The organism is Achromobacter spanius (genome assembly GCF_029637605.1).
Lineage (GTDB): Bacteria > Pseudomonadota > Gammaproteobacteria > Burkholderiales > Burkholderiaceae_B > Achromobacter > Achromobacter spanius_E.
This window is the reverse complement of sequence record NZ_CP121261.1, coordinates 2,971,462-2,996,288: the sequence shown is the minus strand read 5'-3', so window position 1 is coordinate 2,996,288 and position 24,827 is coordinate 2,971,462. Positions and strand designations below refer to the sequence as shown.

Sequence of the window (24,827 nt, the reverse complement as noted above, 5' to 3'; positions counted from 1 at the left end):
AAGCCCGGGGGGATAGGGCCGAGAGAGGGGGGGATATACGCCAGCGCTGAAAACAAAAAAGCTCCGGAATCCGGAGCTTCAGTGGCGTACTGCTGTGGCGTACTGCTGTGGCTTACTGCAATGCTGACAAGCACGAAGTGCTTGGCGGAGCGGACGGGGCTCGAACCCGCGACCCCCGGCGTGACAGGCCGGTATTCTAACCAACTGAACTACCGCTCCGCAGCGGTTTACTGAACTTCATCACTACACTGCGGTGTCAAGGCAGCTTGGAACTACATGCCAGGAAAGCTGGCGTCCCCTAGGGGATTCGAACCCCTGTACTCACCGTGAAAGGGTGATGTCCTAGGCCTCTAGACGAAGGGGACCTGAACTAACAGAACTGCAAACAACTTTACTACGGTACTGCATTGTGGTGGAGGTAAGCGGGATCGAACCGCTGACCTCTTGCATGCCATGCAAGCGCTCTCCCAGCTGAGCTATACCCCCACAGGGCGCCTTGATGTTCCAAACGGCAAACAACAAGGTCTCACACTCTATAAAAGCAAAAAGCCCCGAAGACGGAGCTCTTGAAAGACCCAGAGCGAGAGAGCTTTTGGCGGAGCGGACGGGGCTCGAACCCGCGACCCCCGGCGTGACAGGCCGGTATTCTAACCAACTGAACTACCGCTCCGCAGCGGCTTACTCAACTACTTTGTCACTTCAACTGCACTTATCTACTTCTGTACTGCTGCCAGTGAACTGGCGTCCCCTAGGGGATTCGAACCCCTGTACTCACCGTGAAAGGGTGATGTCCTAGGCCTCTAGACGAAGGGGACTTGGACTTGCTGTTACTGCGTTACTGGTACTGCATTCTTCGCTGTTGACTGGTGGAGGTAAGCGGGATCGAACCGCTGACCTCTTGCATGCCATGCAAGCGCTCTCCCAGCTGAGCTATACCCCCGTTTCTCTAAGCAATGCCAGCTACGTTTTACGAGATAAACACACGTTTTATGGTGCGTTTTTCGTCGTTCGTTGCCGGTTTTGTTTAGTGCCGTTGGCGAAGAAACGAGATTATGCACGAACAGAATCGGGTGTGCAAGTCGATCGGGGGCAAAAACGGTAAAACGACAAAATAAATGAGGGTTGGATGGCTTTTTCTGCTTATTTTGTGACCGATTCGTCGCAAAATCGGCCGCATCGATTTGTCCAGAATCCAGGAAAATCAAAGGCTTGTGCGGATGCTATCGTGAGAGGCAAAAAATTTCTTCATCCTGTGGCTTTTGCGTAAAAAAAGCCGGCGCGACAACATCGAGAATTCACGCATGAGCACGAAGACTTCGTTTCCCACTCGGCCGCTTGGCCGCAGCGGCATGGCCATTACGCGGATCGGTCTGGGCGCGTGGGCAATCGGTGGCAACGGCTGGGCGGTGGGGTGGGGGCCGCAGGACGACGCCGACTCCATCGCGGCGATCCGCCTGGCGGTAGACCGGGGCATCAACTGGATCGACACCGCGGCGGTCTACGGGCTGGGACATTCCGAAGAGATCGTACGCCGCGCGCTAGCGCAGATGGGGCCGAGCGAAAGGCCCTACGTGTTCACCAAATGCGGTCTGACCTGGTCGGCCGACAACCCCCAGGCGATGCCTCGGCGCACCGGCGCGCCCGCCAGCATCCGTCGCGAAATCGAGGGCTCTCTGCGCCGTCTGGGTGTGGAACGCATCGACCTTTATCAAATGCACTGGCCGGCTGGCGACGGCACGCCGATCGAAACCTATTGGCAAGCGCTGCTGGACTTGAAGCAGGAAGGCAAGGTGGGCGCGATCGGCCTGTCGAACCACAACCTGGCGCAGGTCCAGGATGCCGAGTCGCTGGGCCACGTGGATTCCTTGCAGCCGCCGTTTTCAGCGATCCAGCGCGCTGCCGCCACTGACCTGATCCCGTGGTGCGCCGAGCACGACATCGGCGTGATCGTCTACAGCCCCCTGCAATCCGGCTTGTTGAGCGGTGCGTTTTCCGCCGAGCGCGCGCGTACCCTGCCGCCAGACGACTGGCGTGCCCGCAATGCGGAGTTTTCGCCGCCCAACCTGGATCGAAACCTGGCGCTGGCCGATGCCTTGAAACCCATCGCTGAGCGCCATGGCACCACGGTGGCCGCCGTTGCCGCCGCGTGGACGCTGGCCTGGCCCGGCGTCACCGGGGCGATCGTGGGCGCGCGCAGCGCCGCGCAGGTCAACGGTTTGCTGGGCGCGGCGGAATTGGAGTTGGATAGCGACGACATGGACGCCGTGGCGGAAGCGATTGAACTGACCGGTGCGGGCGCCGGGCCCGTGCGCCCGCCCGACGACAGCGGCCGATTGCCGGCCAACCTGTTCGCCTAGGTCTGGAGCCTGGGTCTGGGGCTGGACCTAATCCCAGGTCTGGCCCCCCGGGGCCGATCAGCCCTGGCGCGCCTTGCGATGGCCGCCGATGGCGGCGATCAGCACCAGGCCCATCAGCGCCAACGCCAGTTTGTCGCCAAAACGCGCATAAGGGGTCAGCCCCGTCATGCCCTGGACCGACACCGGCAGCACACCCGGCTGCAACGGCGCTAGCTGTGCGGCGACATGGCCCTTGGCATCGATAGCGGCGGTGATGCCGGTATTGGTGGCCGTCAGCATGGGGCGCGCGGTTTCGATGGTGCGCAGGCGGCCGATCTGCAAATGCTGGCGCAAGGCCCACGAATTGCCGAACCAGCCCAGGTTGCTGACGTTGACCAGGATGGTGGCACCGGGCTCGCCATTGGCGCCGGTCTGCAACGCGGGCAGCAGATCGGGGCCGAACAGGTCTTCGTAGCAGATGTTGAAGGCGATGTGCTGGCCGCCCACCGCAAACGGCGTCTGCCGCGCGGCGCCGCGATCGAAATCGCCCAGTGGCATGTTCAACAGCTCGACGAACCAGTGGAATCCCGGCGGCACGTATTCGCCCCACGGCACCAGATGGCGCTTGTCGTAGCGCATGGCGGTGTTGCCACGCACCAGTTGTTCGACCGGCGTGTTGCCGTCAAAGCCCATGACGCTGTTGGTGTAGCGGTCGCGGCCGTCCACGCGGTCGTGCAAGGGCACGCCCATGGCGATCGTCATGTTGCCTCGGGCGGCCACGCCGCGCCAGGCGTCCCAGACGCGCGGATCCAATTGGTCTTGGAAAATGGGCAGCACCGTTTCGGGCAGGATCACCAGTTGCGGCGCGGGCACGCCCTGGGCAGGCGGCAAGGCCGTCATTTCCAGATGGCGCACCAGGCTTTGTTCCAGCAAGGCCGGATCAAATTTCTGCGACTGTTCGATGTTGCCCTGGATCAAGCGCACGTTGAGCGGGTCGCCCGTGGGTGCGGACCAGTCCATGCGGGACAGTGGCCAGCCGACAGCGGCCAGCGCCACCGCGATGCCGGCCGCCATGGCCTGGCGCGAATCCATGGCTTTCTTGCGGGACGGTTGCCACAAGGTGGCGATCGCCGCCGCGACGAAGGCGGCGATGAACGCCATGCCATGCACGCCCAGAATCGGCGCCCAGCCGGCGATGGGGCTGTCCACCTGTGCGTAGCCGATGTTCAGCCACGGAAAGCCGGTCAGCAATACCGCGCGCAACCATTCGAAGCCGCCCCACATCGCGGCCCAGGCCAGGGTGGACGCAAGAATTCCCAGAGGCGTGGCGTCGGCGCTCAGGGGGGCATAGCGGCGCGTCAGCGCGCTGGCCGTGGCGGGAAACAAGGCCAGGAAGGCGGACAAGGCCAGCACGCCGGCCACGGCCAGTGGCGCGGCCAGATCGCCGTAGCGATGCATGCTGATGAACAGCCAGTACAGGCCCACCGCATAGGTGGCGAAGCCGAACAGCCAGCCACGCATCCAGGCCTGCCTGGCCGACGGCGCCGTCAGCGTGACGCGCGCCGCGATAGCCAGCATCAGGATCTGGGTAATCGCCAATGCCCAGTCGGGCAATGGGCCGGGCGCGAAGGTCAGGGCGTGCACGGCGCCGGCCAGCGTCAAGCCGGCGGCACCGCGCAGGAGGGTGCTGCGCGGGATACGGCTCATTCGTCGTTGGTGGAGTGGGAGGTTTGGGCGGGCACGTTGCGCTTGACGCGCAGCCAGATGGCGCGGCGGGCGTCGCCCCGGGCCACCTCCAGGCGCAGGCCGTCGAATTCGGCGACGTCGCCACGGCGCGGAATGCGGCCCAACTGGCCGCCCATCCAACCGCCGACGCTGTCGTATTCGTCATCCGGCAAGGCGCAGCCGAACACCTCGTTGAAGTGCGAGATGTCGGTGGCCGCCATGACGCGCCACTGGTTTTCGCCTTCGGGGAAGATCTCGTCTTCCTCGGTTTCGTCGAATTCGTCCTCGATTTCACCGACGATTTGTTCCAGCACGTCTTCCATCGTGACCAGGCCCGAAATACCGCCGTGCTCATCGATGACGATGGCCTGGTGGTTACGGCTGGCGCGGAATTCATGCAGCAGCACGTTCAGGCGCTTGGATTCGGGAATGAACACGGCAGGGCGGACCAGCGTGCGCAATTCGATGCCGGGTTCCAGCATGCAGCGCAGCAGATCCTTGGCCAGCAGGATGCCGATGATGTTGTCGCGGTCGCCCTCGTAGACCGGGAACCGCGAATGCGCGGTTTCGATCACCGAGGCCACCAGATAGGGGATGGGCTGCGTGACGTCCAGCAGATCCATGCGCGAGCGGGGAACCATGATGTCGCCGACGGTGCCTTCGGACACGGCCAGCGCACCCTTGATCATCTTGTAGGACTCGGCGTCCAGCAGGTGGCGATCGTGGGCGGCTTCCAGAATGGCCTTGATGCCTTCGCGGTCCTCGGGCTCTCGGCGCACAAGGGAAAGCAGGCGGTCTAGAAGGGATTTGGTTGCGGGTTTGGATGAGCGAGCAGTGGTCGCTTCAGGAGCAGGGTAAGGGTCAGACATCGTCCGGGAGGACAAGTTATGGAGGGGCCAGCATAACCGAAACTGAACCGCCTTTTGTTACGACGGCCACGAAAATGGGGCCAAACAACGGCATCTGCGCCTTGCTGCCCGCCATTTTCATAAGATTCGTAGGGGTAGACCCGAACCTCCGGGCCCACGCTGAATCCCCCACGTTCAACCCACGCCTATGAGCTTCAGTCGGCGACGACGTACGGGTCGTTGATGCCCATCCGCGCTAGCGTGGCCGTTTCCAGCGCTTCCATGCGCTTGGCGTCGCGCGCCTTGATGTGGTCATAGCCCAGCGAATGCAGCACGCCATGGATGGTCAGGTGGGCGGCATGTTCAAGCAAGGGCTTGCGCTGCTCGCGGGCCTCGCGCACCAGCACGGGCACGCACATCACGATATCGCCGCGCGCCACGCCCACGGGGTCCACGCCGTACTCAAAGGTGAGCACGTTGGTGGCGTAGTCGCGTTCGCGAAAGTCACGGTTCAGACGGCGACCCTCGGCCGCGCCGACCAGGCGCAGGCTGAGTTCGGCGGCCGAGAAATCCACCAGGCCATCGTCGGCGGCGGCCGCCAGCGCGCGCTCGGCCCAGCGGCGCAGGCGCCAGCGGGGCAGGCGCGGCTCTTCCACCCCGTATTGCACGGACAGGGACAGCTCAGGCTTCATTTTCAGAGGCGCGGTCGTAGGCGTCGACGATGCGGGCCACCAAGGGGTGGCGCACGACGTCGCGGCTGGTGAAGCGGGTGGTGGCGATGCCTTGCACGTCTTCAAGCACCTTGACCGCGTGGGCCAGGCCGCTGTCCTGGCCGCGCGGCAGGTCCACCTGCGAGGGGTCGCCGGTAATGACGGCCTTGCTGCCGAAACCGATCCGCGTCAGGAACATTTTCATTTGTTCCGGCGTGGTGTTCTGCGCTTCGTCCAGGATGACGAACGCGTGGTTCAGTGTGCGGCCACGCATATAGGCCAGCGGCGCGATTTCGATGGTCTGCTTTTCAAACAGCCGCTGCACCTTCTCAAAGCCCATCAGGTCATACAGCGCGTCGTACAGCGGGCGCAGATACGGGTCCACCTTCTGGGCCAGGTCGCCGGGCAGGAAGCCCAGGCGCTCGCCGGCTTCGACGGCGGGCCGGGTCAGCACCAGCCGTTGCACCGTGTCGCGCTCCATGGCGTCAATGGCGCAGGCCACCGCCAGCCAGGTCTTGCCGGTACCGGCCGGGCCAACGCCGAACGTGATGTCGTGCTTCAGGATGTTGTTCAGGTAGTCGCGCTGGCGCGGCGTGCGCGGGCGCAGGTCGCTGCGCTTGGTGCGCAGCGCGATGCCGTCGCTTTCGTCGTCCAGGGCGGGCAGCGGGTCGGCTTCGGGGGGCTGGGCTTCCTGCTTGTCTTCCTGGCGGCCGACGCCGATTTCAACCAGGCCCAACTGGATGTCATCCACCGACAGGGCGCGGTGCACGGCCTGTTCGTGAAAGCGCCGCAACACGCGGCCGGCCAGCTCAGCCCGTTCGCCCTCGATGGTGACGCGGCTGCCGCGGCGCGAAAGCTTCACTTCCATGCCATCGGCAAGCTGACGCAAATTTTCGTCCAGCGGGCCGCACAGGTTGGCCAGGTGGGTGTTGTCGCCGTCCAGGTTGACGACGGCGGGCATGCTGCGACGGGCGCGGGAACGGGGAGTGGTCATTCGGCCTCTTGGGGAACGCGGTCCACATCGGCCACGCGGGCGCGCAACGAATTCGTGTGCGCTTCGGTGATGATGACGTCGACCATTTGTCCGATGAGCCGCGCGGGCGCGGCGAAATTCACGATGCGGTTGTTCTCGGTGCGTCCCATCAGTTCGTTGGGGTCGCGGCGCGACGGGCCTTCGACCAGCAGGCGCTGGCGGGTGCCGACCATGTTGCGGGCGATGGTGGCCGCCTGCTCGTTGATCAGCGCTTGCAGGCGTTGCAGGCGGCGCAGTTTCACGTCTTGCGGCGTGTCGTCAGCCAGGTCGGCGGCTGGCGTGCCCGGGCGGCGCGAGTAGACGAACGAGAACGAGGTGTCGAAGCCGACGTCCTCGATCAGCTTCATGGTCTTTTCAAAGTCTTCCTCTGTTTCGCCGGGAAAGCCCACGATGAAGTCCGACGACAGGGTCAGGTCGGGGCGGGCCGCGCGCAGGCGCCGCACCACCGACTTGAATTCCAGCGTGGTGTAGCCGCGCTTCATGCCGGCCAGCACGCGGTCGCTACCGGCTTGCACGGGCAGGTGCAAAAACGACACCAGCTTGGGCAGGCGGGCGTAGGCGTCCACCATGCGCTGGGTCATTTCCTTGGGGTGCGAGGTCGTGTAGCGGATGCGCTCGATGCCGGGAATTTCGTGCACGTATTCCAGCAGCATGGCGAAGTCGGCGATCTCGTCCGTGCCTTCCATCTTGCCGCGATAGGCGTTCACGTTCTGGCCCAGCAGCGTCACTTCCTTCACGCCCTGGTCGGCCAGGTCGGCCACTTCGATCAGCACGTCCTCGAACGGGCGCGAGACTTCCTCGCCGCGCGTGTACGGCACGACGCAGAAGCTGCAGTACTTGCTACAGCCTTCCATGATGGACACGAATGCCGTGGCGCCGTCAACGCGCGGGGGCGGCATGTTGTCGAATTTTTCGATTTCCGGAAAGCTGATGTCCACCTGCGAGCGGCCTTCGGCACGGCGGCGCGCGATCAGGTCAGGCAGGCGATGCAGCGTCTGCGGCCCGAACACCACGTCCACGTACGGGGCGCGCTTGACGATGGCGGCGCCTTCCTGGCTGGCCACGCAGCCGCCCACGCCGATCACCAGGTTCGGATTGGTCTTCTTCAGGTGCTGCACCCGGCCCAGGTCCGAAAACACTTTTTCCTGCGCCTTTTCACGCACCGAACAGGTGTTGAACAGGATGACGTCGGCCTCTTCCGGGTTGTCGGTCAGTTCCAGGCCCTGGTCGCCGCGCAGCACGTCGGCCATCTTGTCCGAGTCGTACTCGTTCATCTGGCAGCCAAAGGTGCGGATGTACAGCTTGCGGGGGGAACCGGTGCCGGCGTCAGCGGCGGGAGTGTCAAGGACGGGCGCGGCGGGGGTGCCATCGCCGGGCGCGTTGCCGCGCTTCAGGGAGGTAGCTTGCATGATGGTCGCCGTGACGGGTGTAGATCCCGGGGGCTTCAATGAGGTGGAAAGGCGGGATTTTAACCCTTGCGTGGAAATTGTTTCTTTGCCGAGCGTGCGGGTGCCGTTACGATAGCGAGCCGGCTGGTTTTAAGCCGACAGTAATATTTCTTATTCTCCTTGAGCGTTACCGATGAATCCCGATCCCCTGGCACCCCGGGCCGCCGTTTCCGTGGCCCCTGCCGCGCCTGGCCTGTCACCGCAGAACCCGATCCGCCCCCCTGTCTCCCTGGTGACATGGCTGCTGCTTGCCGCGGTGTTGGCGCTGGTGGCCGGTGCCTGCGCGCGCTGGGTCGATCTGCCGCTGGCGGTCTGGATTCAGCGGTCCGTGTCGGACGGCGTGAACCTGTCCTTCGAATGGATCGGGGAATTGGGCGAAAGCGGCCCGTACATTGGCGTGGCGCTGGGGTTTTACGTGATCGGCCTGATTGGCCTGGCGCGCGGCTGGAGCAACCCGCTGCGCATGAGCTACGCCAGCATGGCGCGCGGCAGCCTGTTGATGCTGTCGACCCTGGCGGTGGGCGGCCTGATTGTGCTAGTGCTTAAACGTTCGGTGGCGCGGGCGCGTCCCGAGTTGTTTTTTGAGAAAGGCATCTACGGCCTGGGCGAATCCTTTTCGCGCGTGCAGCAGTTCAATTCGTTTCCGTCCAGCCACACGTATGCGGCGTTCGCCGTGGCCGTCGTGCTCAGTATCCTGGCCCCGCGCTGGCGCGTGGTCTTCCTGCTGTTGGCCGTGCTGGTGGCGATGAGCCGCCTGGTCAACCTGGACCATTACTTGTCGGATGTGATGACGGCGGCGGGCATCGCCTTCGTGGTGGGACACATGCTGGCGCCGCGTGTGCTGGGCAGCCAGTACCAATGGCCGCTGCGCGCGCCGTGGCGCTGGTGGAAGAAAGCCTGAGCAGGCGCGTTGGATAAAAGCAAAGGCCGCGATGATGATCATCGCGGCCTTTTTCATTCATAAGTGTCAGGCGAAATTGACGACCACGCGGCGGTTCGTGCGGCTTTTCTTTTCGATCTTGGTGATAGCCACCGCACCGATTTCGCTGGTGTTGCGCACATGGGTGCCGCCACAGGGCTGGCGGTCCACGCCCGGGATGTCAATGATGCGGATCTTGGCCGTGCCAGCCGGCGGCGCCGCGCCGATGGTGCGCACCAGGTCGGGCTGCGCGGCCAGTTCTTCGGGCGTGATGCCGTTCACGGCAACGTCCAGGCTTCGGTTGATCAGGGCGTTCAGGCGCTCGGTCAGTTCGCCCTTTTCCAATGTGGATTCGGGCAGGTCGAAATCGATGCGCGCGGAGTCGGGCGAGATGCTGCATCCCGTGACGGGCGCGGGCACCAAAGCCCCCAGCAAGTGCAGGCAGGTGTGCAGGCGCATCAGGCGATGGCGGCGCGGCCAGTCGATGGCCACGGTGACGCGGTCGCCCACTTGCGGGGCCGCGTCGCCCTCGGCCAAGGCCAGTACGTGCAGGATGCGCTGGCGGTCGTCCGCGTAGACCGTGTCAGCCACGGTCAGCACACGCCCATCAGACAGGGTCAGCGTGCCGCTGTCGCCCGCCTGGCCACCGCTGCGCGCGTAGCAGATGGTCTCGTCCAGCTCGACGCCTTCGGGGCTGACGGCAATGATGGTGGCCTTGCAATGGTCCAGGTAGGGTTCGTCGTCGAAACGTTTCTGGGTGGCGGTCGGGTGGGCAGCGGACATGCGGGGTCTCCGGTTTGTAAGGGGGGCGCGTTACGCCAGGGTCTTCTGCCCTTGCGGCGTGTCGATCAGCGCGCTCAGGCGCGGCGGCCCGTCGGTCTGTTCCAGGTCGATCAGGGTGTCGGCTCCCATCCAGGTCAGCCCTTGGCGCAGCAGGCCCGCCTGCGGATGGCAACCGGTCAGGCGCACCAGCTTCAAGGGTTGGCGCGGCAGGCTGACGCCGGGGTAGGCGTCCACGTCCCATTGGATCAGCGTGGGCAGCAGGCCGTCACCCGCCGCGTGGCCCGCTTCGCGCCAGGCGGGCAGGCTGCCGTCGTCTGGCACCGTCAGCCGCCAGCGCAGATCGCCGCGCGTCATGGGGATGACGGGGGCGATGCGTTCCGGGTGTTCGGCCTGCATGCGGGTCAGGTCCAGCGGCGCTTCCACGCGCGCCGCCCAGTGCGCCAGGAAAGGCCCCTGTTCCAGCCGCGCGCGCATGTCGCCCTGGTCCAGCCCGAACCAGCGGGGGCGCTCGGGCGCGGGCGCATCGGGATCAATCGCGATGACCTCCAGATACACGCCGTCCGCCATGCCCAGCACGCGGTTGTGGGTGCCCATGCGCGGATGCGCGCCGCCGCCCTGGGGCGCAATGCCCAGCAGGCCCGCGACATATTCCGTACCGCTGGCAAGGTCCGCCGCGGCGATGACGAGATGATCGATGGTGAGTTTCATGGTGGTCTATGGTAGCGAATGTGGAAGGATTCGTACCCGTACAGCATGACGAGAGCGGACGGTACAGTGCGGATCAGGCCGTGACGGTAATGCCGGCCGTGTCGGATTGCCGCGCTTTGCGCACCCGGATTTCAACATGCTGATCCAGGGCAACCAGGGCTTGCATGAGCCGTTCCAGTGAGATGTTCAGCAATTTGTAGCGGCGAATTTGAGACACCTTGGGCTGCGTCATCCCGGTCAGTGCCGCGACGTCGGTCTGATTCAGCCCGCGCTTATCGATCAGGTCATTGAGCTTCATGGCCAATTGCACTTTGGCGGTAAGGTCGGCGGCGTCTTCAAAACCGAGGTCGTAGAGGACGTTCTTGGTGCCAGGGTTTGAGGGTTGATTCATGGATGGTTATTGCTGTAGGAAGATATGCTGGGTCGAATATACCAGTTCGGGTATATATATCAATGCGTCTTCCGGCATTAAATTGGGTAGTTCCCTGGCTCAGGGCGCCATTCGTAGTCGCCGAGGCATTCCCTAGTTAGAAGCAGGAAAAGCAGAAAGCAAAAACCCGTCGCGCGAGCGACGGGTTTTTGTCTGGAGCCTGGGACAGATCAGGATCAGGCGACTTCGCCTTCTTCGCCTTCCTTCTTGACCGGCTTGATCAGGTCTTCGCGCTTGACGCCCATCCACATAGCCAGCGCGGCAGCGACGAACACCGACGAATAGATGCCGAACCAGATGCCGATGGTCAGGGCCAGGGCGAAGTAGTGCAGGGTGGGGCCGCCGAAGAACAGCATGGCCAGCACCATCATCTGCGTCGAACCGTGGGTGATGATGGTCCGCGAGATGGTCTGGGTGATGGCGCTGTTGATGACTTCCTGCGTGTCGGCCTTGCGGTACTTGCGGAAGTTTTCGCGAATGCGATCCATGATGACCACGGATTCGTTCACCGAGTACCCCAGCACCGCCAGCACGCCCGCCAACACCGACAGCGAGAACTCCCACTGGAAGAAGGCGAAGAAGCCCAGGATGATCACCACGTCGTGCAGGTTGGCGATCACGCCGGCGACGGAGAACTTCCATTCGAAGCGGAAGCCCAGATACACCATGATGCCGATGACCACCACCAGCAGGGCCATCAAGCCGTTGTGCAGAAGCTCCTGGCCGATCTGCGGCCCCACGAATTCCACGCGGCGCAGTTCCACGCCCGAGTCCGCGGCCTTCAGGGCGGCCAGCACGCTTTCGCTTTGGGTGGCCGACGTTTGGCCTTCCTGCAGCGGCAGGCGGATCATGACGTCGTGCGAGGTGCCGAAGTTCTGCACCTGGAAGTCGGTGTAGCCCAGCTTGGACACCACGCCGCGCACGTTTTCAAGCTGTGCCGTCTGGGCGTAGTTGACTTCCATGACCGTGCCGCCGGTGAATTCGATCGACAGGTGAAAGCCGCGCGTGACGATGAAGAAGACCGCCAGGACGAACGTGATGAGACTGATGATGTTCAGCACCAAAGCGTGGCGCATGAACGGGATGGTGCGGTGAATACGGAAGAATTCCATTTTTCGCCTTCGGTTCTTTTCTACGGCGGATGGCTGCGCGCCACCCGCCTTATTGTCAGTTTGCCTTCGGTTTCCAGACTTCGCCGATGGAGATCGTGGTGAGCTTCTTCTTGCGGCCGTAGTACAGGTTGGCCAGGGCGCGCACGCCCACCACCGACGAGAACATCGACGTCAGGATGCCCAGGCAGTGCACCACCGCGAAGCCCCGGATCGGACCCGAACCGAAGGCCAGCAGCGCCAGGCCGACGATGAGCGTCGTGAGGTTCGAGTCAAGAATCGTGCCCCAGGCGCGTTCAAAACCTTGGTGAATGGCCTGCTGCGGGGAAGCCCCGGCGCGCAGTTCTTCGCGTATCCGCTCGTTGATCAGCACGTTCGAGTCAATCGCCATGCCCAGGGTCAGCGCAATGGCGGCGATACCCGGCAAGGTCAGCGTGGCCTGCAGCATGGACAAGAGCGCCAGCAGCAGCAGCACGTTCAGCGTCAGGCCCACTGTGGAGAACACGCCGAACAGGCGGTAGTACAGCATGATGAACGCGGCAATGGCCAGGAAACCGTACAGCGTCGAATGGAAGCCCTTCGAGATGTTGTCGGCGCCCAGGCTTGGGCCGATGGTGCGTTCTTCGATGATGGACATCGGCGCGGCCAGCGCGCCCGCGCGCAGCAGCAGCGCGGTGTCGGCGGCTTCTTCCGAGCTCATGCTGCCCGAGATCTGCACCTGGCCGCCCGCGATTTCGCTGCGGATGACCGGCGCCGTGACCACTTCGCCCTTGCCGTTTTCAAACAGCAGGATGGCCATGCGCTTGCCGATGTTGTCGCGGGTGACGTCGCGGAAGATGCGCGCGCCCTTGGAGTCCAACGTCAGGTGGACGGCGGCTTGCTGGGTTTGCGAGTCGCGGCCGGGCTGGGCGTCTTGCAGGTTTTCACCCGTCAGCACGACTTGGCGGCGAACCAGGATCGGGCGGCCGTCGCGGTCGTTGTAGCGTTCCAGGCCGAAGGGCACGGTGCCACCCAGCAGCGCGGCTTGCGCAGTGGGGGAGTCGTCAACCATGCGGATTTCGAGCGTGGCGGTGCGACCCAGCAGTTCCTTGGCCTTGGCCACGTCCTGCACGCCGGGCAGTTGCACCACGATGCGGTCCGTACCCTGTTGCTGGATGACCGGTTCGGCCACGCCCAGTTCGTTGATGCGGTTATGCAGGGTGTTGATGTTCTGCTTCAGCGCGGAGTCCTGCACGCGCTGGACGGCGGCGGGATTCAGGGCGCCCAGCAGCAGCGGCTTGCCGCCTTCTTCGCGTTCCGTGAATTCCAGGTCGGGCAGGCGGGTGCGCAGGGTGGCGATGGCGCGGTCGCGGTCGTCGTTGTTGGCGAAGGTGGCGGCAACGCCCATGCCCGAGCGTTCAACGCTGGCCACGTTGACCTTCTGGTCACGCAGCACGGAACGCACATCGGCGGCCAGCGAGTCGTAGCGGGCCGTCAGCGCGCCCTGCATGTCGACCTGCAGCAGGAAGTGCACGCCGCCGCGCAAGTCCAGGCCCAGGTACATGGGCTTGGGGGCGAACCAGCCCAGGGCGCGCATCCAGGGGGGCGACGCGGGCAGCAGGTTCAGCGCCACGGTGTAGTGCGGGTCGTCGGCGACGGTGTTCAGGGATTTTTCGATCAGGTCACGGGCCTGCAGTTGCAGGTCGGTCGACGTGAAGCGGGCGCGCACGGTGCCGAGCGTGCCGTTTTGTTCGTAGAAGACGCCTTCGTTCGGGATCTTGGCGTCGGTCAGGATTTGTTCGACCCGGTTCAGCATGGCCGGATCCACCTTGATGGTGGCCTTGGCGCTGGAAACCTGGACCGCGGGGGACTCGCCGTAGAAATTGGGAAGCGTGTACAGCAGGCCAATGATGACCGCGATCAGGACCGTAATGTACTTCCAGAGGGGATAGCGGTTCATTGCCGGCTACTTCATGTCAGGGTGATAAAAGGGCCGCCCGGGCGATGAACGCGGCGGGCGGCGGTGGGTCCCATCAAACGTAAGAAGAGCCCGATGGGGCTCCTATTAGACGCTTAAAGGGCCTTGATGGTTCCTTTAGGAAGCACGGTCGAAACCGACGACTTCTGCATGATGACTTCGACGGGCTTGTCGGCCAGTTCGGACACTTCAACGGTCACGTAGCTGTCATTGACTTTGGTGACCTTGCCCAGCATGCCGCCGGCGGTGACCACTTCGTCACCCTTGGCCAGGGCGGCGATCAGGTTGCGGTGTTCTTTCTGACGCTTCATCTGCGGACGGATCATCAGGAAGTAGAGGATCACGAACATCAGGACGATGGGCAGCATGCCCATCAGCGCATTACCTTCAGGGGCGGCGGCTTGAGCCACGACGAGGCTTGCGGTATCGATAACGGACATTGAATTCTCCTGCGTTTAAGTCTGTTTGGGTTGTTTGTTGCTACGGACGGCCATGCCCGAGTTCTCTATGTAACTACGAAACATCGCCGTACCCACTAGCTGTCTTGTTATGCGCCCATCCCCGCGCGAGCCATGGATAGGGCAAGCCGGCTATTGTATCCATCTTATTGCCGGCCTTTCACTAGGGGGGGATCCCAATCTATGGGGACGAAATCCCAATAGAAAAGCCCCCTCAGGGAAAGCCCGACTACTCGATGCCGCGGGCACGGTCCGCGGCGAACTGCGCGCGCCAGGCGTCGAAACGGCCTTCGGCGATGGCTTCGCGCATTTCCTTCATGATAGTCAGATAGAAATGCAGATTGTGCAGCGTGTTCAGGCGCGCGCCGGTGATCTCGTTGGCCCGCTGCAGATGGTGCAGATAGGCGCGCGAGAAATTGGCGCAGGTGTGGCAGGTGCAACTGGGGTCCAGCGGGCGGGTGTCGTCGCGGTACTTGGCGTTGCGGATCTTGACGTCGCCAAAGCGGGTGAACAGCCAGCCGTTGCGGGCGTTGCGAGTGGGCATGACGCAGTCGAACATGTCCACGCCACGGCTCACGCCCTCGACCAGGTCTTCCGGCGTGCCCACGCCCATCAGGTAGCGTGGCGCCTGGGCCGGCAGCTTCGGCGTGACGTGCGCCAGGATGCGCATCATGTCTTCCTTGGGCTCGCCTACCGATAGCCCGCCGATGGCGTAGCCATGGAAGCCGATGTCCTGCAGGCCCGCCAGGGATTCATCGCGCAGCGATTCATACATGCCGCCCTGGACGATGCCGAACAGCGCGTTCGGGTTGCCCAGGCGGTCGAATTCGTCGCGCGAGCGGCGCGCCCAGCGCAAGGACATGCGCATCGAGCGCGCGGCTTCTTCAACCGTGGCGGGGCGGCCGTCGATTTCATACGGCGTGCATTCATCGAAGACCATGACGATGTCGGAATTCAGCGAACGCTGGATGCGCATGGATTCTTCGGGCGTCAGGAACAGGCGCGCGCCGTCGATGGGCGAGGCGAACTTCACGCCTTCCTCGGTGATCTTGCGCATGCCCTGCAGGCTGAACACCTGGAAACCGCCCGAGTCGGTCAGGATGGGTTTGTCCCATTGCATGAAGCCATGCAGGCCGCCATGCTTTTCCATGATGTCCGTGCCCGGGCGCAGCCACAGGTGGAACGTGTTGCCCAGCACGATCTGCGAGCCGATTTCCTTCAGCTCGTGCGGCATCATGGCCTTGACGCTGCCATAGGTGCCCACGGGCATGAAGATGGGCGTCTCGACCACGCCATGGTTCAGCGTGATGCGGCCGCGGCGGGCGCCGCCGTCAGTGGCGAGCAGTTCAAAATTCAGACCGGTCATGGGGCGGAAGACTCGATAAACATGGCGTCGCCATAGCTGAAGAAGCGGTAGCGCTGGGCCACCGCGTGGGCGTAGGCGCGGCGGATCGGCTCGACGCCGGCCAGCGCCGACACCAGCATCAGCAGGGTTGACTGGGGAAGGTGGAAGTTGGTGACCAGGGCGTCCACGACGCGGTACTGGTAGCCGGGCGTGATGAACAGGCGGGTATCGCCCTGGGCGGCGGCCAGGGGCAGGCCGGGCGCCGTGCGGCCTTCGGTCTGCGCGGCGGCGGATTCCAGCGCGCGCACACTGGTGGTGCCCACGGCGATGACGCGGCCGCCCTTGGCGCGGGTAGCGGCAATGGCGTCCACGGTTGCCTGGGGCACCGTGAACCACTCGGCGTGCATGATGTGGTCGGCCAGGTTGTCGACCCGCACCGGCTGGAACGTGCCCGCGCCGACGTGCAGCGTGACAAAAGCGCGTTCGATACCCAGGTCGGCCAGACGGTCCAGCGTGGGCTGGTCAAAGTGCAGGCCGGCCGTGGGGGCGGCAACCGCGCCGGGTTCGCGGGCATAGACGGTTTGATAGCGGTCGTCGTCGCCCGCGTCGGCCGCGTGCGTGATGTAGGGCGGCAGCGGGGTGGCGCCATGGGCGTCCAGCAAGTCCAGCACGGGGCCGGGGAAGCGGATGTCGAAGAGCTCGCCTTCGCGGCCCAGCACGGTGGCCTCGAAGGCCTCGGCCAGGCGCAGCACCATGCCGGGCCCGGGCGATTTGCTGGCGCGCACGTGGGCCAGGACGCGGTCGGATTCGGTGATGCGTTCGACCAGTACCTCGACCTTGCCACCGGTAATCTTGTGGCCGCCCAAGCGTGCCTTGATGACGCGGGTGTCGTTGAACACCAGCAGGTCGTTGGGGCGCAGCAAATCGGTCAGGTCGGCGAACTGGCGGTCGTGCAATTGGCTGGCGGCGTCCAGATGCAGCAGGCGGCTGCCCGTGCGTTGGGCGGCGGGCGTCTGCGCGATAAGCTCGGGCGGCAGCTCGTAATTGAAATCGGAAACGGTCAGGGACTGGGTCACGCGGGTATCTGTCTGTCAGTAAGGGCGGCCCGGAAAACGTGGGCTGGGGCAGCCGGGCGGGCTTGGGGCAACCGGCTATTGTAAAGGCGAAGGTTATCAGGGCCGGAACAGCGGGGCGCCCGTAACCGTCCCAGGTTTTGTATGCTCTCGGTTTTGCAGTACGGGCAACAAGGTGGACAGGGCATGACGGGACAAGCGAAAAAGCGGGTGGGCGGACTCAGGCAATGGCTGGCCGGCGGGCTGCTGGCCTTGTCGGCGGGCACCGCCTTTGCGCAAGTCCAGGGCTTGCCGCCGGACGTCATCCGGGCCTGGAAGGCCACCAAGTTGCCCGACAGTTCGCTGTCGCTGGTGGTACAGGAACTGGGCGGGCCGCGCATGGTGGCGCTGAACGCCAAGGAACCCCGCAACCCCGCATCGGTGATGAAGCTGGTGACGACCTGGACCGCGCTGTCGGAACTTGGCCCCAATTACGTCTGGCGTACCGAATTCATGACCGCGCCCGGCGCCCGGCCCGACGCCCGTGGCGTGCTCTCCGGCCCCTTGTATTTGCGGGCCGGCGGTGACCCCCAATTTTTGATGCAAGACCTGTGGGCCCTGTTGCGCGAGTTGCGTCTGCGCGGGGTCAAGCAGATCAATGACTTGATCATCGACCGCAGCATCTTCGGCCAGGTTGCCACCGACCCCGGCGCCTTCGATGGCGCGCCCGACCGCGCCTACAACGCCAGCCCCGATGCGCTGATGGTGGGCTTTGGCGCGCAGCGCCTGCTGTTCACGCCGGACCCGGCCGCGCACAAATGGGTGCCGCTGATTGATCCGCCCCTGCCTGGCTTGAAAATCGAGGGCAGCGTGGAATGGAGCGACATCCGTTGCCCTGGCCCACCCGTGGTCACGACCGAGCCGCTGATCACCCAGCAGGGCGTCACGATCCGCCTGGGCGGCAAAGTGGCGGGTTCGTGCGGGGAATTCAGCCTGTACCGTCTGGCCTTGTCGCAGCCCGAATACGCCACCGAAATCTTCCGCCTGCTCTGGAAAGAGCTGGGTGGCACGTTCAAGGGGCAGGTCAAGTCCGGCATGGTGCCGGCCGATGCGGTGGTGCTGGCCTCGCACGATTCGCCGACGCTGGCGGAAGTGATCCGCCAGATCAACAAGCGCAGCAACAACGTCATGGCGCGCACGCTGCTGCTGACCCTGGGCGCCGAGCGCGGCCGCCGGCCCGCCACCGTGACCAGCAGCGAGGCCGTGGCCAAGGGCGCGCTGGTCAAGCAGGGGTTGGACATGCCCGAACTGATCATCGACAACGGCGCGGGCCTGTCGCGCGAGGCCCGGGTGTCGGCCGACAGCCTGGCGTCGATGCTGACCGTGGCGTGGAATTCGCCGGTCATGCCCGAATACATTTCATCGTTCGCCATTGCCGGGGTCGACGGCACGGTGCGCCGCCGCCTGAAGGGTGACGGCACGCAGGGCATGGCCCACCTGAAGACCGGCTCGCTGCGCGACGTGCGCGCCATCGCCGGGTACGTGCTGGGCGCCAGCGGCAAGCGCTACGTGGTGGTCAGCATCGTGAACCACGAGCAGGCGGGCGCCGTTCGCGCCTTTGACGACGCCCTCATCGCCTGGCTTGCAGAACAATAGGGCTTTTTTTTCCAAACCGATTACGATCCTCAGCTATGGCTCGAAAATGGCCTGAGGCGACACCCCCTGTATTTCAATATTCTGGAGAATTACGCACATGCCCGTGCACGAAATCCGCCATCCGCTGATCCGCCACAAGCTCGGAATCATGCGTCGCGCCGACCTCAGCACCAAGAGCTTTCGGGAGTTGTCGCAGGAAGTGGGCGCGCTGCTGACGTACGAAGCGTCCAAGGACCTGCCCTTGGAACCTGCCACCGTCCAGGGCTGGTGTGGTGAGGTCCAGGTTGAGAAAATCGCCGGCAAGAAGGTCACCGTGGTGCCCATCTTGCGCGCCGGCATCGGTATGTTGGACGGGGTGCTCAGCTTGATCCCCGGCGCCAAGGTCAGCGTGGTGGGCGTGGCCCGCAACGAAGAAACACTGGAAGCCCATACGTACCTGGAACGCCTGGTCGGTGAACTGGACCAACGCTTGGCGCTGATCGTGGACCCCATGCTGGCGACCGGCGGCTCGATGGTTGCCGCCATTGATCTGCTCAAGCGCGCTGGCTGCAAGGAAATCCGCGCGCTGGTGTTGGTGGCCGCGCCCGTGGGCATCGATACCGTGCTGGCCAAGCACCCCGACGTGCACATCTATACGGCGTCCATCGATGACGGCCTGAACGAACACGGCTACATCATGCCCGGCCTGGGCGATGCGGGCGACCGCATTTTCGGCACGAACCAGAAGGCGATCTAAGGCAAGCGCGGGGGCGATGCAAGCGGCTACGCGCCGCTCGCGCCCTCGATATGCTGGCCAAACCATTGCAAGCGCGACGCCAACCCCGCCACTTCACCCACGATCAACAGGGCGGGGGACCGGATGGTGTGTTCGGCCGCCAGGCGTGGCAGCGCTTCCAGCGTGCCCGACAGCACGCGCTGTTCCGGCCGGCTGCCGTTTTCAATCAGCGCGAACGGCGTGTCGGCCGCACGGCCATGAGCCAGCAGGCGGCGGGTCAGCAGGTCTAGCTGTCCCACGCCCATATAGAACGCCAGCGTCTGCTTTTCACGCGCCAGCGCGGGCCAATCCAGGTTGTCTTCGTCTTCCCGGCAGTGCGCCGTGATCAGCCGCACCGACTGTGCATGCTCGCGGTGCGTCAGCGGAATGCCGGCATAGGCGGCACAGGCCAGCGCGGCCGTGATGCCTGGCACCACCTCGAAGCGCACCCGGTGCGCACGCAGATACTCCAGTTCTTCGCCGCCCCGGCCAAAGATGAACGCGTCGCCACCTTTCAAGCGCACCACCCGGCGGCCCGCCTGCGCGTGTTCCACCAGCAGGGCATGGATGCGGGCTTGGGTGGCGTGGTGGTTTTCACCGGGCAGCTTGCCCACGGCAATGCGTTCGGCGTCGCGGCGCGCCAGCGACATCACGTCGTCGCTGACCAGGCGGTCGTACAGTATGACGTCGGCTTCGTTCAAGGCGCGCAGCGCTTTCAGGGTCAGCAGGCCGGGATCGCCCGGCCCCGCACCCACCAGCACCACGCTGCCCTCGGCCGGGGCCAGCGGCGTGTCCAGCGCCTGGGTCAGCGCGGCTTCGGCCTGCGCGGCTTGCTGCTGGCGCAGCAGGCCCGCCACGGGGCCGTCCAGCAACCAGTCGTAGAAGCGGCGGCGCGCGCCCAGGTCGGGATGGCTGGCGCGGATGCGCTTGCGGTAGGTCGCGGCCAGCGCGGCCAGTTGGCCCAGCGTATGGTCGAACAGGGATTCGATGCGCTCGCGCACGCGGCGCGCCAGCACGGGCGCCACGCCCGACGACGAGATCGCCACGATGACGGGCGAGCGGTCAACAATGGAGGGCACCTGGAACGAGGACAGTTCAGGGTCGTCCACCACATTGGCAAAAATGCGTCGCGCGCTGGCGGCGTCGGAGACCTCGGCATTGGCGCCGCGGTCGTCCGTGGCGGCCACCACCAGCCACACATCGTTCAGCCAGTCGGGGTTGAACCGGCCGGCCAGGTGGCGGATGCGGCCCTGCGCCGCCAGCTCGGTCAGTGCCGGGGTCAGTTCCGGCGCGCCCACCACCACGTCGGCCATGGCTTCCAATAGCGCGAGCGTCTTGCGCTCGGCCACCGCGCCACCGCCCACCACCAGCACCCGCCGACCCTTCAGATCAGCAAAAATCGGGAAAAGCTTCATCTTGTGCCCGCCTCGGGCGTACCCGGCAAAATATCAGCCGATGATAGGGACGGGCTTACATCCCCACAACTTTTGATTTCTTGAATCCTTATATCTAGAACTTATATTCAGAACTTATCTGGTCAGGCGCTGCCCAACCATTGGCTCATTTCGACGACTTCGCGGGCCACCTCGCCCAACCGCTTCTGGCTTTGCATGGCGCGGTCACGCAATAGCCGGTGCGCTTCCTCTTCCGGAATCGAGCGCGTCTTCATCAAGATGCCCTTGGCCTTTTCCACCCACTGGCGCTCGGCCAGCCGCAGTTGCGCGTCGCGCAGTTCCTCGCGCCGCGACTTTTCCATGGCGAAGCGTTCAATCGCCACGGTCAGCAGGGGTTCGATGCGGGCGGCCGACACGTCGCCCACCACATATGCGGCCACGCCCGCGCGCAACGCGGTGCGGATGGTGTCGCGGTTGCCGTCATCGGTGAACATCACCACTGGCCGATCACTGTGCGCGCTGGCCACACAGACGTTTTCCAGGGTGTCGCGCCCGGGGGCGTCGCTGTCGATCAGCACCACGTCCGGGGCGGCCTGGGCGATGGCGGTGGCCAGGTCGGTGCCGGGGGCCACTTCCGAGACCACGTGTACGCCGGCCGCGGCAAGCGTTTGCCGCAGCGACGCCGCGCGTCCCTCGCCATCATTCAGCAGCATGACCTTCAGCATGTGATCCCCCCGATGCTGTCGTGCATGCAAGTTCCATGCCATCCCGGATTGCACGCGCGGCGAGTTTGCCGCGCACAGCGGCAGGGCGTGGACGGCACAGCGTTGGTGCGCCGCCGCAACGCATTGCGCACCAACTTGGTTCCGCCGCGCACACGGTGGCAACGCCGCGGTGATGCGTGATTCATCGCAACGCCAATGCCGGCGCGGCCTGCCGGGTGTTCAGGGGCATTTTCCACGCGCCTGGCACAGCGTTTGCTTGAGTGATATCGGGCGGCCAACGGCGGTCGCCGACGCAACGCGCCGCACTACGCGGCAAGGGACAACGACGTTCCGCTGCGCCAATGGACTGGGTTCCATGGCGCGCGGGACGTTTTTTTTTGCCAGGAGCCATGCATGACGCCAGTACAACGTAGCCCCTCATCCGACCTTGCCCCCCATGCGGACGCGGGTGCCAATGCCAGCCGCCGCAAGTGGTTGAGCGGTACGGCGCGCGCGGTGGCGGGCGCCGGCCTGCTGTCTCTGGTTGATCCGCTGGTGCGCGCCGGCGCCTGGGCGGCCGGCACGGACGCGCCGGAAAAGACCGAGGTGAAGATCGGCTTTATTCCACTGACCGATTGCGCATCGGTGGTGATGGCGTCGGTGCTGGGCATCGACAAGAAATACGGCGTGACCATCACGCCTTCCAAGGAAGCCTCGTGGGCGGCCGTGCGCGACAAGCTGCTGAACGGCGAGCTCGATATGGCGCACGTGCTGTATGGGCTGGTGTACGGCGTGCACCTGGGCATCGGCGGCCCCAAGAAGGACATGGCGGTCTTGATGAGCCTGAATCAGAACGGCCAGGCGATCTCGCTATCGAACAAGGTGTTGGAAGGTGGGGCGCGCGACGGCGAATCGCTGGCCAAGCTGATGGCGTCGGACAAGCGCGAATACACCTTCGCGCAGACCTTCCCGACCGGCACGCACGCCATGTGGCTGTATTACTGGCTGGCCGCCTATGGCATCAACCCGATGAAAGACGCCAAGGTCATCACCGTGCCGCCGCCCCAGATGGTGGCGAACATGCGCGTGGGCAATATGGACGGCTTCTGCGTGGGCGAGCCCTGGGGCGCGCGCACCATCATGGACAAGATCGGCTTTACCGCCGTGACCTCGCAGGACATCTGGCAGGACCATCCCGAAAAGGTGCTGGGTACCAGCGCGGATTTCGTGGCGCGCAATCCGAACACGGCGCGCGCCGTCACCGCGGCCATCCTCGAGGCCGGCAAGTGGATCGACGCCTCGCCCGCCAACCGTCAGAAGACGGCCGAAACCATCGCCGCCAAGTCCTACGTGAACACGGACGCCAGTGGCATCGTGGACCGCATGCTGGGCAAGTACCAGGACGGCCTGGGCAAGACCTGGACGGACGAGCACGCCATGCGCTTTTACGCCGACGGATCGGCCAACTTTCCGTACCTGAGCGACGGCATGTGGTTCCTGACGCAGCACAAGCGCTGGGGCCTCTTGAAAGAGCACCCGGACTACCTGGCGGTGGCCAAGCAGATCAACCGCATCGACCTCTACAAGCAGGCCGCGCAAGCCGCGGGCGTGGCGCTGCCCACCAGCGAAACGCGCACGTCAACGCTGATCGACGGGGTGAAGTGGGACGGCAGCAACCCGGCGGCCTATGCCGACGGATTCAAGGTCAAGGTCTGACCGGAAAACCACAAGAGGGCTTGCTATGACTTCTACCGTAACGACTGTGGGCCGCGGCGAAGCACTGGTTGCCGCTGGCCGCGAGAAACTGGAATCCGCGCTGAAAGCCGTGGCCGGACCGGTGGCCGGCTTCGCGTTGTTTGTGCTGATGTGGCAGGTGATCGCGATGCAGATTCCAGAGATCCCCACGCCGGGGGTGACCTGGCATGCCGCCGTGACGCTGTTTTCCGACCCGTTCTACGACAACGGCCCCAACGACAAGGGCATAGGCTGGAACCTTGTGGCCTCGCTGGAGCGCGTGGCCATCGGCTTTGGCCTGGCGGCGGTGATCGGTATTCCCGCGGGCTTCGCCATCGGGCGCTATGCCGCCATCAACGCCATGTTCTCCCCCATCGTCAGCCTGTTGCGGCCGGTGTCGCCGCTGGCCTGGCTGCCGCTGGGGCTGCTGCTGTTCAAGGCCGCGGACCCTGCCGCGATCTGGGCGATTTTCATCTGTTCGATCTGGCCGATGATCATCAATACCGCGGTGGGCGTGTCGCGCGTGCCGCAGGACTACCTGAACGTGGCGCGGGTGCTGAACCTGTCCGAATGGAAGCTGACCACGAAAGTGCTGCTGCCCGCCGTGCTGCCCTATGTGCTGACGGGCGTGCGCCTGTCCATCGGCACCGCCTGGCTGGTGATCGTGGCAGCCGAAATGCTGACCGGGGGCACGGGTATCGGCTTCTGGCTGTGGGATGAATGGAACAACCTGAAGGTCGAGCACATCGTCATTGCCATTTTTCTAATCGGCATTGTGGGCTTGCTGTTGGAAACCCTGTTGGTGGCCCTGGCCCGCCGCTTCACCTACACCGAGGAATAGCGCCATGAAGAAATTCGTTCGCATCGAAAACGTGGGCCAGACCTTCCACACCCGCAAGGGCGACTTCGTGGCGCTGCGCGATATCGACCTGACGGTCGAGCAGGGGGAGTTCATTACCCTGATCGGCCATTCCGGCTGCGGCAAATCGACCTTGTTGAATTTGATCGCGGGCTTGACCCGGCCAAGCCGTGGCGTGCTGCTGTGCGCCGAGCGCGAGATCACCGGGCCCGGTCCCGACCGCGCTGTGGTGTTCCAGAACCATTCGTTGCTGCCTTGGCTCACGTGCTTCCAGAACGTTTACCTGGCGGTGGAGCGCGTGTTCGGTTCCACGGAAAAGCGCCCGCAACTGGAGCAGCGCACGCGGGCGGCGCTTGAACTGGTGGGGCTGCTGCCAGCGCAAAACAAACTGCCGCGTGAAATTTCAGGCGGCATGAAGCAGCGCGTGGGCATCGCGCGCGCCTTGGCCATTGAGCCCGGCGTGCTGCTCATGGACGAACCCTTTGGCGCGTTGGATGCGTTGACGCGCGCGCATCTGCAGGACGAGCTGCTGAAGATCGTGGCCAAGACGCGCACCACCACCATCATGGTCACGCACGACGTGGACGAGGCCGTGCTGCTGTCCGACCGCATCGTCATGCTGACCAACGGCCCGGCCGCCACCATTGGCGACATCCTGTCCGTGCCTTTGCCGCGCCCGCGTGACCGCGTGCGGCTGGCCAACGACGCCATGTATCTGGCCTGCCGCGCGTCGGTCGTGGACTTCCTGCATCGCCGCCATGGCAACCCGGAACGTTCGCAAGCCGCCGCTGATATCAACGCCGAACTGGAACGCGAAGCCGAGGCCTTGGAATCCCGCGACGACGCCGTTCGCGCCGTCGCCTGA

At 64.6% G+C, this 24,827-nt stretch carries 22 protein-coding genes and 6 tRNA genes; 7 read left to right on the top strand and 21 right to left on the bottom strand.

The genetic code is table 11. From position 1 onward, the window contains the following. Positions 1-142 precede the first annotated feature (142 nt). The 6 genes from P8T11_RS13345 to P8T11_RS13320 form a co-directional block, all read right to left on the bottom strand. A tRNA-Asp gene (locus P8T11_RS13345) sits at positions 143-219 on the bottom strand. A 70-nt stretch (positions 220-289) separates the two neighbouring features. Then, a tRNA-Glu gene (locus P8T11_RS13340) sits at positions 290-365 on the bottom strand. 45 nt (positions 366-410) lie between these two features. Continuing rightward, positions 411-486: transfer RNA gene (locus tag P8T11_RS13335), tRNA-Ala, on the bottom strand. A 107-nt stretch (positions 487-593) separates the two neighbouring features. Then, a tRNA-Asp gene (locus P8T11_RS13330) sits at positions 594-670 on the bottom strand. A gap of 69 nt (positions 671-739) precedes the next feature. Continuing rightward, positions 740-815, bottom strand: a tRNA-Glu gene (locus tag P8T11_RS13325). A gap of 49 nt (positions 816-864) precedes the next feature. Next, positions 865-940, bottom strand: a tRNA-Ala gene (locus P8T11_RS13320). Positions 941-1,301: 361 nt separating this feature from the next. On the opposite strand from P8T11_RS13320, the gene P8T11_RS13315 reads away from it, so the two are divergent. Continuing rightward, positions 1,302-2,357, top strand: coding sequence for an aldo/keto reductase (locus P8T11_RS13315; protein WP_268081501.1), 1,056 nt, complete (start codon positions 1,302-1,304; stop codon positions 2,355-2,357). Positions 2,358-2,414: 57 nt separating this feature from the next. On the opposite strand, the gene lnt is transcribed toward P8T11_RS13315, so the two are convergent. From lnt to miaB, 5 genes are all read right to left on the bottom strand, one after another. Beyond that, positions 2,415-4,043, bottom strand: coding sequence for an apolipoprotein N-acyltransferase (gene lnt, locus P8T11_RS13310; RefSeq protein WP_268081502.1), 1,629 nt, complete (start codon positions 4,041-4,043; stop codon positions 2,415-2,417). After that, a complete protein-coding gene (locus tag P8T11_RS13305; protein ID WP_268081503.1) occupies positions 4,040-4,930 on the bottom strand; it encodes an HlyC/CorC family transporter in 891 nt (296 codons plus the stop codon). Before P8T11_RS13305 ends, lnt begins: the two co-directional genes overlap by 4 nt. A 194-nt stretch (positions 4,931-5,124) precedes the next feature. Next, positions 5,125-5,601 carry an rRNA maturation RNase YbeY gene (ybeY, locus tag P8T11_RS13300; protein WP_268081504.1) on the bottom strand — a complete coding sequence of 159 codons (477 nt, stop codon included), beginning with the start codon at positions 5,599-5,601 and terminating at the stop codon, positions 5,125-5,127. Continuing rightward, the gene (locus P8T11_RS13295) at positions 5,591-6,613 is read right to left on the bottom strand and encodes a PhoH family protein (protein WP_268081505.1); all 1,023 of its coding nucleotides are present in this window, start codon (positions 6,611-6,613) and stop codon (positions 5,591-5,593) included. The genes ybeY and P8T11_RS13295 overlap by 11 nt, the downstream gene beginning before the upstream one ends. Further along, complete coding sequence (miaB, locus tag P8T11_RS13290) at positions 6,610-8,061, bottom strand: tRNA (N6-isopentenyl adenosine(37)-C2)-methylthiotransferase MiaB (protein WP_268081506.1); 1,452 nt, start codon at positions 8,059-8,061, stop codon at positions 6,610-6,612. The genes P8T11_RS13295 and miaB overlap by 4 nt, the downstream gene beginning before the upstream one ends. A gap of 172 nt (positions 8,062-8,233) precedes the next feature. On the opposite strand from miaB, the gene P8T11_RS13285 reads away from it, so the two are divergent. Next, positions 8,234-9,001: a phosphatase PAP2 family protein gene (locus P8T11_RS13285; protein WP_268081507.1), complete on the top strand. Its 768-nt coding sequence runs from the start codon at positions 8,234-8,236 to the stop codon at positions 8,999-9,001. A gap of 66 nt (positions 9,002-9,067) precedes the next feature. Here the strand turns inward: P8T11_RS13285 and P8T11_RS13280 are convergent, their stop codons facing one another. The 8 genes from P8T11_RS13280 to queA all read right to left on the bottom strand — a co-directional run bounded on the left by P8T11_RS13280 (position 9,068) and on the right by queA (position 16,885). Then, entirely contained in the window at positions 9,068-9,802 is a 735-nt protein-coding gene (locus tag P8T11_RS13280; RefSeq protein ID WP_268081508.1) for an alanyl-tRNA editing protein, read from the bottom strand. A gap of 30 nt (positions 9,803-9,832) precedes the next feature. Continuing rightward, positions 9,833-10,510 (bottom strand): VOC family protein, encoded by a 678-nt coding sequence (locus tag P8T11_RS13275; RefSeq protein WP_268081509.1) that lies wholly within the window; start codon positions 10,508-10,510, stop codon positions 9,833-9,835. Between the two features lie 73 nt (positions 10,511-10,583). Next, complete coding sequence (locus P8T11_RS13270) at positions 10,584-10,901, bottom strand: helix-turn-helix domain-containing protein (RefSeq protein WP_268081510.1); 318 nt, start codon at positions 10,899-10,901, stop codon at positions 10,584-10,586. A gap of 215 nt (positions 10,902-11,116) precedes the next feature. Further along, positions 11,117-12,052, bottom strand: a complete 936-nt coding sequence (gene secF, locus P8T11_RS13265) for a protein translocase subunit SecF (protein ID WP_050448255.1) — start codon at positions 12,050-12,052, stop codon at positions 11,117-11,119. 55 nt (positions 12,053-12,107) lie between these two features. Beyond that, the gene (secD, locus tag P8T11_RS13260; protein WP_268081511.1) at positions 12,108-13,988 is read right to left on the bottom strand and encodes a protein translocase subunit SecD; all 1,881 of its coding nucleotides are present in this window, start codon (positions 13,986-13,988) and stop codon (positions 12,108-12,110) included. Between the two features lie 113 nt (positions 13,989-14,101). After that, entirely contained in the window at positions 14,102-14,446 is a 345-nt protein-coding gene (gene yajC, locus P8T11_RS13255) for a preprotein translocase subunit YajC (protein ID WP_006221220.1), read from the bottom strand. A gap of 247 nt (positions 14,447-14,693) precedes the next feature. Further along, complete coding sequence (gene tgt, locus P8T11_RS13250) at positions 14,694-15,830, bottom strand: tRNA guanosine(34) transglycosylase Tgt (RefSeq protein WP_268081513.1); 1,137 nt, start codon at positions 15,828-15,830, stop codon at positions 14,694-14,696. Continuing rightward, positions 15,827-16,885 carry a tRNA preQ1(34) S-adenosylmethionine ribosyltransferase-isomerase QueA gene (queA, locus tag P8T11_RS13245; protein WP_268081515.1) on the bottom strand — a complete coding sequence of 353 codons (1,059 nt, stop codon included), beginning with the start codon at positions 16,883-16,885 and terminating at the stop codon, positions 15,827-15,829. Before queA ends, tgt begins: the two co-directional genes overlap by 4 nt. Positions 16,886-17,068: 183 nt before the next feature. Between queA and dacB the strand changes: the two genes are divergently transcribed. Both dacB and upp read left to right on the top strand, forming a co-directional pair. Further along, a complete protein-coding gene (gene dacB / locus P8T11_RS13240; RefSeq protein ID WP_268081516.1) occupies positions 17,069-18,517 on the top strand; it encodes a D-alanyl-D-alanine carboxypeptidase/D-alanyl-D-alanine endopeptidase in 1,449 nt (482 codons plus the stop codon). Positions 18,518-18,614: 97 nt separating this feature from the next. Continuing rightward, entirely contained in the window at positions 18,615-19,253 is a 639-nt protein-coding gene (gene upp / locus P8T11_RS13235; protein ID WP_050448260.1) for a uracil phosphoribosyltransferase, read from the top strand. 26 nt (positions 19,254-19,279) lie between these two features. On the opposite strand, the gene cysG is transcribed toward upp, so the two are convergent. Then, a complete protein-coding gene (gene cysG, locus P8T11_RS13230) occupies positions 19,280-20,686 on the bottom strand; it encodes a siroheme synthase CysG (protein ID WP_268081517.1) in 1,407 nt (468 codons plus the stop codon). 122 nt (positions 20,687-20,808) lie between these two features. Next, positions 20,809-21,390, bottom strand: coding sequence for an ANTAR domain-containing response regulator (locus P8T11_RS13225; protein WP_268081518.1), 582 nt, complete (start codon positions 21,388-21,390; stop codon positions 20,809-20,811). A 393-nt stretch (positions 21,391-21,783) separates the two neighbouring features. Between P8T11_RS13225 and P8T11_RS13220 the strand changes: the two genes are divergently transcribed. From P8T11_RS13220 to P8T11_RS13210, 3 genes are read left to right on the top strand one after another with little or no spacing between them, the layout of a single operon-like run. Beyond that, on the top strand, positions 21,784-23,085 hold the full coding sequence (locus tag P8T11_RS13220; protein ID WP_268081519.1) for a CmpA/NrtA family ABC transporter substrate-binding protein: 1,302 nt from the start codon (positions 21,784-21,786) through the stop codon (positions 23,083-23,085). Between the two features lie 25 nt (positions 23,086-23,110). Then, entirely contained in the window at positions 23,111-23,944 is an 834-nt protein-coding gene (gene ntrB / locus P8T11_RS13215) for a nitrate ABC transporter permease (protein WP_268081520.1), read from the top strand. A gap of 4 nt (positions 23,945-23,948) precedes the next feature. Beyond that, on the top strand, positions 23,949-24,827 hold the full coding sequence (locus P8T11_RS13210; protein ID WP_268081521.1) for an ABC transporter ATP-binding protein: 879 nt from the start codon (positions 23,949-23,951) through the stop codon (positions 24,825-24,827).